The organism is Brachybacterium sp. B718/18 (assembly GCF_055454375.1).
This window is the reverse complement of the sequence record NZ_JBVDDO010000003.1, coordinates 61,969-74,829: the sequence shown is the minus strand read 5'-3', so window position 1 is coordinate 74,829 and position 12,861 is coordinate 61,969. Positions and strand designations below refer to the sequence as shown.

The window sequence follows — 12,861 nt, the reverse complement described above, 5'->3', positions numbered from 1 at the left end:
CGTAACATCCGGGCCATGCGGCGCAGCATCTGCGAGGCGGCGGGCGGCCCGGACGCCCTCCCCCGCCTCTCCCGTCACTGGCACGACCTCGCCCTCGAGGACCCGCTCGTCTCCCATGCCTTCTCCCACGGATATGCCGAGGACCATGTGGAGCGGCTCGCCGCCTATCTCGGCGAGGCCCTCGGCGGCCCGCCGCGATACACCGGGTCCTACGGCCCCGCCGCCCATATCGACCGGATCCATGCCGGCAACGGCGTCCACGAGGACTTCGACGCGGCAGGCATCGCGGTGTTCGACCGAGCGATCGCCGCAGCGGATATCCCCGAGCCCGCCGCGTCGGCCATCTCCGCCTCCTGGGCGTGGGCGACCCGCACCGTGATGAACGAGTTCGCGACCTCCGCGGCGGAGGTCTCCGCGGACCGGCCCGTCCACCGCTGGGACTGGGACGGCCCCGTCGGCCGCTGAGCCCCGGTAGTCTCCGCCCCATGCGAGGGGCACTGGGGGTGTATCTGGTCGTCGGGGCGTTGCACCTCCTCGCCCAGCTGCTCGGTCATCGGTCGACGGCGGACCTGACGCAGCTCCTGGTGATGCCGCTCCTCGCCGTCGCGCTCCTCGCGGGCACCTCGACGCCGCGACCGCGCCTGGTGCGGTGGGTCCTCCTCGGGCTGCTCTTCTCCTGGCTCGGGGACTCGGTGCCCCGACTGCTCGCGGGGGATGCGGCCTTCCTCGCGATGGTGGGCTGCTTCCTGCTCGCGCAGCTCGTCTACGCGGGCGCCTTCTGGCCGCTGCGGGAGCGCAGCGTGCTGCGTCGGCCCGTCCTGCTGCTGCCCTATCTCGCGGCGGCGATCGTGATCATCCTCCTGTGCGCTCCCCGGGCCGGCATCCTGCTCCCGGCGATCGTGGTCTACGCCGGGGCGATCGTGGCGATGGCCGGCCTCGCGACGGGGCTCGGCAGGCTCGGCGGGATCGGGGCGGCGGTGTTCGTGCTCTCCGATGCACTGATCGCGCTGAACGCCTTCGGCGTGCTGACGCTGCCGACCCACGGCGCGTGGGTCATGGTCACCTATCTCGCCGCCCAGCTGATGCTGGTGCTCGCCGCGCTGCAGCAGGACCCGGCGGTCGCGCGGGACTGAGCGCCGTCACGCCACCCCGACGCGGACGAGCACCGGCGCCCGGCGTGCCACGACGCCCATAGAGGCATAGAGGCGTACCAGTACGCCAGGCGCCAGCAGTCGACGACGACCTCGCCGCGTCAGCTGCGGCTGTACGCCTCGCGCTCCTGCTGACGGGCGCGGCGCTTGGCCTCCTTCTCGGTGCGGATCCGCTCCTCCTCGGCGACGGTGATGACGTTGCCGCTGGGATCGGTCGCGACGGTGCCGTCCGGGCGGGTGACGACCAGGCCCTCCGGCTGCTCGTCGCTGCGCTCGCCGCGGTCGTTGTGGGCCTGGCGCAGCTCGTGGATGCGGTGGGCATCGGCGAGCAGCTCGAGGACGTTGCGCTCCTCGACGACCATGTCCTGGTACTTCGCGGGCAGCGCCTCGATGGCCTTCTCGTGCTCGATCATCCGCGCGTACAGCGCATCGCGTCGCTGCTCGAACGAGGCGTAGGTCATCTCGACGTAGGCCTGCGCCTCGCGGTGGGCGTCGTTCACCGCGGCCTGCGCCCGGCCCTTGGGGGAGAGCAGCGAGGCGAGAACGGTGACGACGAGGACGCCGACGATCACGGACAGGGAGAACGCGGTGGTGATCTCCGGGATCGCGTGCACCGCCTCGCCGCCGTTGATGAAGGCCAGCTCGTTCTCGTGCAGCGCGTGGACCACGAGCTTCACGCCGATGAACGCGAGGATGATCGAGAGCCCGTAGGACAGGTACACGAGCCGGTCCAGCAGGCCGTCGATGAGGAAGTAGAGCTGGCGCAGGCCCAGCAGCGAGAACACCGTCGCGGTGAACACGATGTAGGTGTTCTGGGTCAGGCCGAAGATTGCCGGGATCGAGTCGAGCGCGAACAGCAGGTCGGTGCCGCCGATCGCGATCATCACCAGCAGCATCGGGGTGAGGACGCGCTTGCCGTTCTCGATGGTGAACAGCTTGTCGCCGTCGTACTCGTCGGTGGCGGGCAGGAACCGCTTGACCACGCGGACGAAGAAGCCCTCGCCGGCCTCGTCGTCCTTCTCGCGCAACTCCTCGAGGAGCATCTTGATCGCGGTGAACAGCAGGATCGCGCCGAAGATGTAGAAGGCCCAGGAGAAGGCGTCGATCGCGGCCGCACCGGCCAGGATCATGCCGGTGCGGGCCACGATCGCGAAGGTGATGCCGAAGAGCAGCACCTTCTGCTGGTCCTCGCGGGGCACGGCGAAGGCGCTCATGATCACGAGGAACACGAAGAGGTTGTCGACCGAGAGGGCCTTCTCGGTGACGTATCCGGCGAAGTACTCGGTGCCCATGTCCACGCCGCCGAGGGCGAGCACGCCGACGCCGAAGGCGAGGGCGATGCCCACGTAGATCGCGGACCAGACGGCGGCCTCGCGCAGCGTGGGGATGTGCGCCTTGCGCACGTGGAAGATGTAGTCGAAGGCCAGAAGGCCCAGGATCGCCACGACGGTGAGGATCCAGACGAGCGGGGAGACGGTCATGGCTCTACTTTCGGGGGTCGAATCGGGAGACCCGGGTCTCTCCACCCCTCGACCGAGCCGATGGGCCGCTGCGCCCGGAGCGCCCCTGTCGGCCCTCGTGATGACGTGCACAGCGTGGCGGATACTCCCCCGTTGCCGTCCGCGATTCTACACGGGGACCCTCCGCACCTGGGAAGACCCTGCGATCAGGGTCTCCGCCGACGCAGCGCCCGCTGCACCCCTCAGCGGTCCTCGACCGCCTGCTCCAGCTCGTCCTTGTCCATCGTCGACCGGCCCTCGACACCCTGTCGGCGGGCGTCCTGGTAGAGCTGCTCCTTCGTGCGTCCCTGCGCTCCGCTGTGCGAGCGCTCGCCGCCCCGCTCGGACGGCGACTTGTCCTCGAGGGACGTGCGGCTGGCTTCCTCGGACTCGCCCTCCTGCGCACGGGTCTTGTTGACCGTGCGCGCGGCGATCTCCTCGGCTTCGTCCGCGGAGACCCCCCGGTCGAGCTGGCTCTGCTTGATGTGCTCGTACTGACGCTCGCGCTTCGCGCTCCATGCCTCGGGCATGTCTCCTCCTGATCGGTGCACTCGGCCCGCCGGACGGCGGCCGCTCCTCCATCCTGCCGCGGCGTCGCTCGGTGTCGAGGGGACGGACCGAACGGTCGATCCGCTGGCCGCCGGCCGGGCCGCCGCAGGGCCTCGAAGGGCCGGCGGGCCGGCCGGACGGCCTCACTCCCGGCCGTGATCCCCGGACATCGAGCCGATGCTGTTGGACGGGGTGGCCTCGTCCTTCCAGCGCAGCAGCGCCCCGACCCCTTCGGGGATCCCGAGCGTGTCCTCCTGGAGCGCCGAGATCGCCGCGTCGGTCGCCAGGGCCCCGCGCAGCAGCTCCTCGATGCCCGCCGGTTCGTGACCGGTGACCAGGACGAGCTCCTCGACCTGTCCGCGGCCGAGCGCCTGGGCGACCTCGGCGGCACCGGCGACCGAGGCGCCGTCGCGGGCCTGGCTCTCCCGGAAGCGGTCGGCGAGCGCCTGCTGCCGTGCGGCGATGACCTCGAGCGTGGTGCGGGTGAGCGCCTCGCGGAAGGGGCCCCGGTCCAGCGCCGCGCCCCGGCTCCCGCCGGGCACCTCGAGGATCCGCTCACGGGCCTCGCGACCCAGCGCCTCCCGCAGCAGACCCATCGCCCGCACGTCGCCGCTGAGCATCACCATGTCCACGCGGTGCTCCCGCAGCGTCCGCTCGACAGCCGCCGCCACCGCGTCCGCGTTGCGCTCCCAGGAGTCCTCGACCCGGGCCTCGGAGTTGTCGGCGCGCCAGCCATGCTGGGCGCCGCCGCCCACCCCGGCCTTGTGCAGCACGTCATGGCCGCCCTCGACCTGCGCGTCCTCGCCGAGCCCGGGGGAGCCGTGGACGATCGACGGGTTCTCGGGGGCGCGCAGGTGCAGGTCCGCTCCGGCTCGATCCACCACCACCAGCAGCTGGCTGACGGCGAAGGGGATCACCTGCACGAGCGGCAGCAGCTGGGGGAACTCGCCGCGGTGAGCGGACTCCTGCAGCGGCGGCGCCGGCAGCACCCGGTCCACGAGGATCCCGTCGTCGGTCGCGAAGACCGAGCGCCCGTGCCGCCCTCCGAGGCGGGAGGGGCTGAGCACGGAGTCCTCGATCTCCGCGAGCACCCTTTCCGGGGCGCCGTCAGCGGCGAGTCCCGAGCGCATCTGCGCCCAGCGGGCCTCGAGCTCGCCGGCGGATTGCGGGTCCGTGCGCGTGGTGTCGAGATGGACGGAGACGACGGGGCCCGTCCCGTCGAGGGCGGCCGTGAGCCAGGGCAGCTTCACCAGGTACCTCCTGCGTGCGCGACGTGCGGGGAGGGCCGTGCGCTCGGCTCGGCCTCATCGCCCCGCCTGGATCCGCACCACCCTTCCACGCGGCCCCGGCCGCGGCAAGGGAGTTCAGGAGGCCGCGTGCCCGCAGGCGACCCGGTGCCGACCGATCGGGAGCATCCGCGGGGTGCGATGGCAGGATCCGGCCCGCTCACGCACCGCGCGGCCCGGCGGCACCCGATTCCCGAGCTGGACGGACGGGCTCGGATCCCTCGGTGGGGACGCCCGCCTCGGCCGCGACCTCCCGCCAGGTCGCGGCGAGCGAGTCGACCGTGGCGTGGGCGTTCAGCCCGCTGGGCTGCGGCACGACCCACAGCACAGGGGCGCCGGGCCCCTCGGGCCAGCCGGCGACCGTGCCCGGATCCTGGCGGCCGAGCCGGGCCCTGGGCACTCCGAAGGCGCTGCGGAAGGCGGTGATGCCCGCGATCGCGACGACGCGGGGTCGCAGCCGCGGCAGGCGCCCGAGCAGGGCCGCTCCGCCCGCGCGCAGCTCCTCGCGGTCCAGCTCGGCGGCGCGCGCGGTCGCCCGGCCCACGAGATTCGTGATCCCGAGGCCGCGGTCCAGCAGGTCCTGCTCGTCGGCGAGGTCGAGACCGCGGGAGGCATCCACGAGGCGCGACGTCAGCCCGGCGCGGTGCAGCGAGGGCCAGAAGCGGTTCCCCGGATGGGCGAAGGGGGCGCGCACGGCCGCGGTCCACAGCCCCGGGTTGATCCCCACGATCAACAGCCTCAGGGTGTCCGGCACCGCGGGCAGCACGTCGTCCAGCGCGCAGGGATCGGTGGTGTCCACGGCGGCGAGATCCGCGCGGGTGGGGCGCGCGCCGTGCAACGGGGAGGGGCGTCGTGAGCTCACCTCTGCACTGTAGCGCCGCGCCGTAGGCTGACCGCATGCACCGCAGCGAGGCAGGACGCCTGCACGTGATCGCCGGACCGATGTTCGCGGGGAAGACCGAGGAGCTGCTGCGCCGCGTGCGTCGCTCCCGCCTCGCCGGGGCGCGCGTCGAGGTGATCGGCCATGCCCTCGACACCCGGGCGGGGGCGGAGCGGCTGCGCACCCACCTGGGCGCCTCGCTGCCCGCACGGATGATGAGCACCCCCGGGGAGCTCTCCGCGCTGCTCGCCGGGGAGCCGCCCGATCTCGTGGCGATCGACGAGGCGCAGTTCTTCGGTCCCGGGCTCGTGCTCGCGATCGACGCCCTCCTCGACGCGGGCGTGCAGGTCGAGGCGGCGGGGCTCTGCGTCACCTACGACGGGGACGGGTTCGAGCCGGTGCCGACGCTGATGGCGCTCGCCGAGGAGGTCGTGAAGCTCACCGCGGTGTGCACCGTGTGCGGTCGGGACGCGGCCTTCCACGTGCGGCTCGCGGGGAGCACCGGCGATCCGAGGTCGGCGACCGCGGAGCAGGTGGGAGGGGTCGAGTCCTATCAGGCGCGCTGCCGGAGGCACCGTGATCTCCGGGAGACCGGCGCCTCGGGGGCGCCCGGCGCCGGCTCTGCTCCTGGCGCGGCCTCGACCGGGTGAGCCCGCCTGAGACCGCGGGCGATCAGGTGATCGGGACCGAGTCCTCGGTGAGCAGCTCGATGCCGTCGAGGTCCCACTGCCCGTCGATCCGCCGCACGTAATAGCGGAGGTCCGCGGACTCGGACTGGCCGTCGACGGTGTAGGTCTCGGTGACCTCGAAGATCGCGTAACCCTGTCGGTTGATGCGGTCGTTGACCTCGTAGGTGATCGCGTCGGTCCCGACGATGTTCTCGTCGAAGATCGCGCACGAGGTCAGCCCCGTCGCGGAGCGGAACTCCTCGGTGGTCGACTCCATGAAGAGATCGCAGTCGGCCTCCTGCAGCGAGGAGTAGAAGTCGTCGACGGTGTCCGCCGGATCGCCGCGACCCAGGATCCGCCAGCCGATCAGCACCGCCAGGGCGAGGACGATCAGGGCGAGGAACAGCGCGACGCCCCCGATCAGCATCCAGTGCCAGGTGGGGCGCCTAGCACGGCCCCCGCCGGCGGTCGGCATCATCCCCTGCGGCTGTGCGTAGGCCATCGGTCCCCCTCGGATCTCAGTGCTCGCCCCGAGTATCCCGCACGGGGGACGTCGGCGCACGTCCGCGGCGTGGGGAGAACTCCGCACGCCCGCCGCGCTCGATACGCTGGTGGGCATGATCGTCACCGCAGACCCCGGTCCCGTCGGCTCGCCCACCAGCAGGGACGGTGCCGGGTTCCTCGCGCCCGAGACCCTCATGTACGTGATCGAGCCGGGGGAGCGGGCCGAGGTCGCCGTGGACGGGCACGAGGGGGCGCCCTCCCTCGTCGGCCGCACCATCGGCGCCGGCGAGCAGCTGCGCTGGTTCCTGCACCCCGTGCTGGATCCCGCGCTGAGCTGGGGTGCGACCCACGCCGCGATCGACCTCGAGTTCACCGACGGCAGCCGTCTCTCCCAGCTCGACCCCCGCGACCAGTACGGGACCCGGGCGACCGCCGAGGGGATGGGTGCGGCGCGGATCCTGTACGCCGATCAGTGGAACGACGTGCAGGTGGGGCTCGAGGACGCCGTCGGCCGCACCGTCGCCAAGGTGCTGCTGAGCGTCGCCGCACCGCAGCACGACGACCAGGGCGAGCCGATCGGCACCGGGGTGGAGCTGCACGGCTTCCTCGACGGCCCCCGTCTCGCCGCGCGCCCCGCCGATCCGCCGCTCGAGGACCCCGTCGCCTGGGTCGACACGCGCCGCGGCACCTACTCCTCCGGGGACTTCTCCCGCGGCAACACCCTCCCGCTCACCGCGATCCCCAACGGTTTCGCCTTCTTCACCCCGGTGACCGATGCGCGCACCCGTCGCTGGCTCTACGAGTGGCACCGGCGCGGCGGGGAGGACAACCGCCCCCGTCTGCAGGGGCTCGCGATCAGCCACCAGCCGAGCCCCTGGATGGGCGACCGCAACCAGTTCGTGATGATGCCGCTGCTCGGGGAGGAGCCGGACGCCTCCCCGGAGGGCCGCGCCCGGGGCTTCGACCATGCGACGGAGACCGCGCGCCCCGACCTGTACGAGGCGCCCCTGGACGGCGACCTCACCGTGCGCCTCGCCCCCACCGACCACGGGGCGATCCTCGAGGTGGACCTCCCCGTCGAGGAGGGGCCGCGCCACCTGCTGCTGGAGGGCGTGGACCGGCATTGCCGGATCGACGCCGCCGGTGCCGTCTTCGACGGCCGCTTCCACGCGTGGGTCGACTCGGGACTCGCCGAGGGCTACGCCCGGGCCGACGGGTCGACCCGCATGTTCGTGCTCGGCGAGGTGAGCCCCGCGCCGGAGTCCGTCGGGCCGGCCTCCGGCGCCACGCCCGGGGCCTCCGTGCTCAGCTTCGCGCCCGGCACGACCCGGGTGACGGTGCGCCTGGTGACCAGCTTCGTCGGGATCGATCAGGCACGGCGTACCTTCGCCCGGGAGGTCGAGCGACGCTCCCTCGAGCAGGTGCGCCGCGACGCCCACGCCGCCTGGACCGAGCGGCTCGAGGTGATCGAGGTGCCCGGGGCGAGCCCCGCCGAGCGCCGCACCCTCTACGGCAACCTCTACCGCCTGAACCTCTACCCCAACTCGCACTGGGAGGACGCGGGCACCCTGCAGCGCCCCGAGCCGGTGCACGCGAGCCCCGTCCTGCCGGTCAAGGGCGAGGCGACCGATACGCGCACCAACGCCCAGGTCCTCCCCGGGCGGATGCACGTCAACAACGGCTTCTGGGACACCTACCGCACCGCGTGGCCCGCCTACGCCCTGCTGTACCCGGAGCTCGCCGCCGAGCTCGCCGACGGCTTCGTGCAGCAGTTCCGCGAGGGCGGCTGGATCGCCCGCTGGTCCTCGCCCGGCTACGCCGACTGCATGACCGGGACCAGCAGCGACATCGCCTTCGCCGATCTCCTGGTCAAGGGCGTCGAGCTGCCGGATCCGGAGGCCGCCTATCTCTCCGGACTGCGCAATGCGACCGTCGCCCCGCCCTTCCCCGAGGTCGGGCGCAAGGGCAATGAGCGTGCCGTGTTCACCGGCTACGTCGACACCGACACCCCGGAGTCCGTGTCCTGGGCGCTCGAGGCCCACATCAACGACGCCGGCCTCGCCGTGCACGCCGCGCTGCTGGCCGAGCGCACCGAGGACGCGGCGCGGGCTGAGACCCTCCGCGAGGAGGCGGCCTACCTGCGCGACCGCTCGCGGGGCTATGCCCTGCTCTTCGACCCGGCGATCCGCTTCTTCCAGGGTCGACGCCGCGACGGCGCCTTCGCGACGACGCCCGAGGAGTTCGACCCGCTCAGCTGGGGCGGGGACTTCACGGAGACCGACGGCTGGAACTTCGCCTTCCACGTCCCGCACGACGGCGAGGGGCTCGCGGACCTCTACGGCGGGCACGATGCCCTCCACGCCCAGCTCGAGGAGTTCTTCGCGACCCCGGAGCGGGCGGATCGGAAGGGCACCTACGGCCACGTGATCCACGAGATGACCGAGGCGCGCGCCGTGCGCATGGGGCAGTTCGGGGTCTCCAACCAGCCGGCCCACCACATCCCCTTCCTGTTCCACCATGCCGGCTCGCCGCAGCGCGCCGCCGAGGTGGTGCGGGAGGTGCAGCGTCGGCTGTTCGTCGGCGAGCAGATCGGCCAGGGCTACCCGGGCGACGAGGACAACGGCGAGATGAGCGCGTGGTGGCTGTTCACGGCGCTCGGCCTGTACCCGCTGCAGCTCGCGACGGAGCGCTACCACCTGGTCGCGCCGCTGTTCGAGGAGGCGCGGGTGCGGCCGCTCGGCGGCGAGCCGTTCAGCGTGCACGCCCCCGCCGCGCGCTCCGGCGAGGTCGCGCTGCAGGGCGTCACCGCGGACGGCGCCGCGCTCCCCGGCCCCTGGATCGAGCACTCGGCGCTGCGCGGCCGGATCGAGGTCGCGCTCGGGGCGGAGCCCGACGGCTTCGACGCGGTGCCGCCCTCGCTCACCCCGCCCGGCGGCCGCGCGCACCCGCTCGTGGACCTGCTGCCCCGCGTTCCGTCCGATCCGCTGCTCGACGACGACTCCGGCACGGAGCGGCACTGGGAGGAGCGGACCGCGGTCATCGACCTGCCGGTGCTCGAGGAGGCGCTGACGGCCCGCTATCTCACCCTCACCTCGGGCGCGGAGGAGGGCGGCGACCCGATCGCCTGGCGGCTCGAGGGCTCCCGCGACGGCCGCACCTGGCAGGTGCTGGACGCTCGCGGCGGCGAGACCTTCCGCTGGCGCCGGCAGACGCGACCCTTCCTCCTCGCCTCACCGCAGGCGATGGACCATCACCGACTGGTGATAACGACCGCTCAGGGTCCGCTGCGCCTGGCGCAAGTCGAGCTGCTCGCCTGAGCAGCCCGCCGCGGCCGCTGAGCGGCGTGCCGGCTCGGCGGTCCAGGAGCACCCAGGGCAGGGTCATCGCCGCCCACACCGTCGCGATCAGCACCGCCTCGACGAGCAGGTACTCCGGCCACGGGCCCAGCAGGTCCAGGATCGACGGGCCTGACGGTGCCCGGTTCAGGTAGCCGTAGTTGGCGCCGGTGAGGGCGTTGCCGGTGACCGCGATCGCGGCCCAGGCGAGGGTCGCCGCATAGGCCGCGCCGTACCCGCGCCAGGTGGGCCGATAGCCGAGCCCCCACACCAGCACGATGGGGGCGAGCAGGCCCGCGCCATGCGCGATCCAGTACTGGGCGAACTCCAGCGGCACCCAGACGAAGTAGTTCACGTCGGGCGTGAGGACCGACTGCATATTGAGGGTGAGCCCCCAGTACCAGCTCACCACGATCGCCCAGCGGGCCTGCGTGATCAGGGCGAGGGGGACCAGGAAGCGGAGCGCGTCCGAGAAGTGCAGCGGCAGGGACTCGTCCAGGTTCCAGGCCCAGGGCATGAATCCCCACAGGGTCCAGAACGTCGAGTTCGCGAGCAGCGCCCAACCGGCGATCCGCAGGACCCGGTCCGTGCGGTCGGGCGGGGCGCGCCGCGCCAGCACCACCAGGGCGACGGCGGCGACGGCGAGGAGCGCGAGCATCGTCACGTGCGTCGTGCCGTAGGCGGGCATGTGGCCCAGCGGCCCATCGGCGAGCAGCTCGAGCGCCCTGTCCGGGTCGGGGTCCGTTCCGGTCATCCGCGCCTCCTGGTCCGTGACGATCCGGGCCGAGCATACGGAAGCGCCCCGCCGGGGCGGGGCGCTTCACGCGCGAAGGGGGAGGGAACGATGGATCAGGCGGATCAGGCGGATCAGGCGGATCGAGCGGCGCGGCGCCCGGCGAGCTCCTTGAGCACCGTCACCAGGGCCGCGGCGAGGAGGGTCCCGGCGAGGATCGCGAGCACGAACCCCCAGACGGGGCTGATCGCGAAGGCGACGAAGATGCCGCCGTGCGGCGCCTGGGAGCCGACGCCGAGCGCCATGACCAGCGCTCCGGTCACCGCCCCGCCGGTCATCATCGACGGGATCACCCGCAGCGGGTCCGCGGCGGCGAAGGGGATTGCGCCCTCGGAGATGAAGGCCGCCCCGAGCAGCCAGGCGGTCGTCCCGTTCTCCCGCTCGACGGGGGAGTAGAGACGGCGGCGCACCAGCGTGGACAGCGCCATCGCGAGCGGCGGCACCATGCCCGCCGCCATCACGGCGGCCATGATCTGGAAGGACGCCTCGGTTCCCTGGGACAGCCCCGCGGTCGCGAAGAGGTAGGCCGCCTTGTTCACCGGTCCGCCCAGGTCGAAGCACATCATCAGCCCGATGATCACGCCGAGCAGCACGGCGGAGGAGCCGGACATGCCGGTCAGGCCGTCCTGCAGCGCGGTCATCAGAGAGGCGAGGGGTCGACCCAGGAAGAGCAGCATCAGCCCGCCGACGACGAAGGTGGTCACCAGCGGGATGATCACCACCGGCATCAGCCCGGCGAGCCACCGCGGGGGCTTCAGGGTGGTGAACCACAGCGCGATCAGCCCCGCGAGCAGACCCGTGATCAGACCGCCGAGGAAGCCGGCGCCGACCGCCACGGAGACCGCGCCGCCGATGAAGCCGGGAGCGATGCCGGGCCGGCCGGCGAGGCCGAAGGCGATGTAGCCCGAGAGGGCCGCGACCAGGAAGCCCATGCCGAGGTTGCCGAGGGTGAACAGCACCGCGCCGAGGTAGAGGGCCAGGCCCGCCCGCTCGGTCTCGGCCGCGCCCGTCGGGCCCTCGTAGCCGATGTGGCCGGGCAGGGAGGAGAGCGAGCTGGTGGTGGCGACGTCCTGGGCCACGAAGGCGACGTCGAAGCCGGCGATGAGGAAGCCGAGCGCCATGAGCAGGCCGCCCGCGGCGACGAACGGGATCATGTAGGAGACACCCGTCATCACGGCGCCCTGGATCCGGCGCGGCCAGGACTGCGAGGCGCCGCCCTTCTCGCCCTCGCTCGCGGCGGAGCTGGCGGGAACCCGCGCGGCGCGCGGGTCCGCGGCTGCGGCGAGCGCCTCGTCGATCAGCTGCGGACCGTGGGAGATGGCGCGCTTGACGGGGTGCTCCACGAGCGGCAGCCCGGCGAAGCGCTCGCGGCCGGAGACGTTCACGTCGGCCGCGATGATCAGGGCGCTCGCCGCGGCGATCTGCTCCTCGGTGAAGGGGGTGATGCCGCCGGAGCCCTGGGTCTCCACGTGCAGCTCGACGCCCTTGTCCCGCGCGGCGTTCTCGAGGGCCTCGGCCGCCATGTAGGTGTGGGCGATGCCGGTCGGGCAGGAGGTGATGGCGAGCAGCACCGGACTCGCTCCGGGTTCCGCGGCGGGCTCCGCGCCCGGGGCCGACATGGAGGTGCTCGCGGCGGCAACGGGGGCGGCGACCCCGGACGTGCTCGCGGCGGTGTCGGTGGGGTCGGGCGCCGGCTCCACGACCTCGGCGATGAGCGCGGAGACCTGCTCCGGGGTCTCGGCGCCGCGCAGGTCGGCGAGGAACTCGGGGCGGATCAGGGCCCGGGAGAGCTGGGCGAGGAGCTTCAGGTGCTGGTCGTCGGTCCCGGCGGGGGCGGTGATCGCGAGGATCAGATCCGCGGGTCCGTCGGCCGCGCCGAAGTCCACGGGCTCGCGGAGGCGGACCACGCCGAGCGCCGCCTCGTGCACTGCGTCGACGCGGCAGTGGGGGATCGCGAAGCCGCCGGGCATGCCGGTGGCGAACGACTCCTCGCGGGCGAGCAGCCCGGCCTCGAGACCGTCGCGCTCGGAGCGGCCGGTCGAGGCGATCAGATCGGCCATCAGGCCGATCACGGCGTGCTTGTCGCCCGGGGGCGGCACGTCGAGCCGGACCAGCTCTGGCGTGATCAGGGGTGCGGACATGAGGTTCTCCTTCGAACGGGGACGGACTCCGCCGCGGGGCGGAGCAGGGGGGGGA

Annotated in this window: 10 protein-coding genes and 1 pseudogene; 4 read left to right on the top strand and 7 right to left on the bottom strand. The window is 73.1% G+C overall.

Features of this window, described 5'->3' with window-relative positions; all coding sequences use genetic code 11:
- Positions 1-15 precede the first annotated feature (15 nt).
- The gene (locus tag ACZCAH_RS06580) at positions 16-465 is read left to right on the top strand and encodes a globin domain-containing protein (RefSeq protein WP_464340322.1); all 450 of its coding nucleotides are present in this window, start codon (positions 16-18) and stop codon (positions 463-465) included.
- A 20-nt stretch (positions 466-485) separates the two neighbouring features.
- Positions 486-1,133: a lysoplasmalogenase gene (locus ACZCAH_RS06575; protein ID WP_464340321.1), complete on the top strand. Its 648-nt coding sequence runs from the start codon at positions 486-488 to the stop codon at positions 1,131-1,133.
- A gap of 119 nt (positions 1,134-1,252) precedes the next feature.
- Here ACZCAH_RS06575 and ACZCAH_RS06570 read toward each other — a convergent pair whose 3' ends face one another.
- The 4 genes from ACZCAH_RS06570 to ACZCAH_RS06555 all read right to left on the bottom strand — a co-directional run bounded on the left by ACZCAH_RS06570 (position 1,253) and on the right by ACZCAH_RS06555 (position 5,347).
- The gene (locus tag ACZCAH_RS06570; RefSeq protein ID WP_464340320.1) at positions 1,253-2,632 is read right to left on the bottom strand and encodes a TerC family protein; all 1,380 of its coding nucleotides are present in this window, start codon (positions 2,630-2,632) and stop codon (positions 1,253-1,255) included.
- A gap of 221 nt (positions 2,633-2,853) precedes the next feature.
- Entirely contained in the window at positions 2,854-3,180 is a 327-nt protein-coding gene (locus tag ACZCAH_RS06565) for a plasmid stabilization protein (protein ID WP_464340319.1), read from the bottom strand.
- A 162-nt stretch (positions 3,181-3,342) separates the two neighbouring features.
- Positions 3,343-4,449 carry a baeRF2 domain-containing protein gene (locus ACZCAH_RS06560; RefSeq protein ID WP_464340318.1) on the bottom strand — a complete coding sequence of 369 codons (1,107 nt, stop codon included), beginning with the start codon at positions 4,447-4,449 and terminating at the stop codon, positions 3,343-3,345.
- Between the two features lie 196 nt (positions 4,450-4,645).
- Positions 4,646-5,347 carry a mismatch-specific DNA-glycosylase gene (locus ACZCAH_RS06555; RefSeq protein ID WP_464340317.1) on the bottom strand — a complete coding sequence of 234 codons (702 nt, stop codon included), beginning with the start codon at positions 5,345-5,347 and terminating at the stop codon, positions 4,646-4,648.
- A 35-nt stretch (positions 5,348-5,382) separates the two neighbouring features.
- Between ACZCAH_RS06555 and ACZCAH_RS06550 the strand changes: the two genes are divergently transcribed.
- Positions 5,383-6,015, top strand: a complete 633-nt coding sequence (locus ACZCAH_RS06550) for a thymidine kinase (protein ID WP_464340316.1) — start codon at positions 5,383-5,385, stop codon at positions 6,013-6,015.
- A gap of 22 nt (positions 6,016-6,037) precedes the next feature.
- Here the strand turns inward: ACZCAH_RS06550 and ACZCAH_RS06545 are convergent, their stop codons facing one another.
- Positions 6,038-6,535: a hypothetical protein gene (locus tag ACZCAH_RS06545; RefSeq protein ID WP_464340315.1), complete on the bottom strand. Its 498-nt coding sequence runs from the start codon at positions 6,533-6,535 to the stop codon at positions 6,038-6,040.
- 115 nt (positions 6,536-6,650) lie between these two features.
- Between ACZCAH_RS06545 and ACZCAH_RS06540 the strand changes: the two genes are divergently transcribed.
- Positions 6,651-9,854, top strand: coding sequence for a GH92 family glycosyl hydrolase (locus ACZCAH_RS06540; protein WP_464340314.1), 3,204 nt, complete (start codon positions 6,651-6,653; stop codon positions 9,852-9,854).
- A gap of 109 nt (positions 9,855-9,963) precedes the next feature.
- Here the strand turns inward: ACZCAH_RS06540 and ACZCAH_RS06535 are convergent.
- Together ACZCAH_RS06535 and ACZCAH_RS06530 are read right to left on the bottom strand one after the other, a co-directional pair.
- A pseudogene (locus ACZCAH_RS06535) lies at positions 9,964-10,530 on the bottom strand (YwaF family protein); the annotation flags it as partial.
- A 209-nt stretch (positions 10,531-10,739) separates the two neighbouring features.
- Positions 10,740-12,806 carry a PTS fructose transporter subunit IIABC gene (locus ACZCAH_RS06530; RefSeq protein WP_464340313.1) on the bottom strand — a complete coding sequence of 689 codons (2,067 nt, stop codon included), beginning with the start codon at positions 12,804-12,806 and terminating at the stop codon, positions 10,740-10,742.
- Positions 12,807-12,861 lie beyond the last annotated feature (55 nt).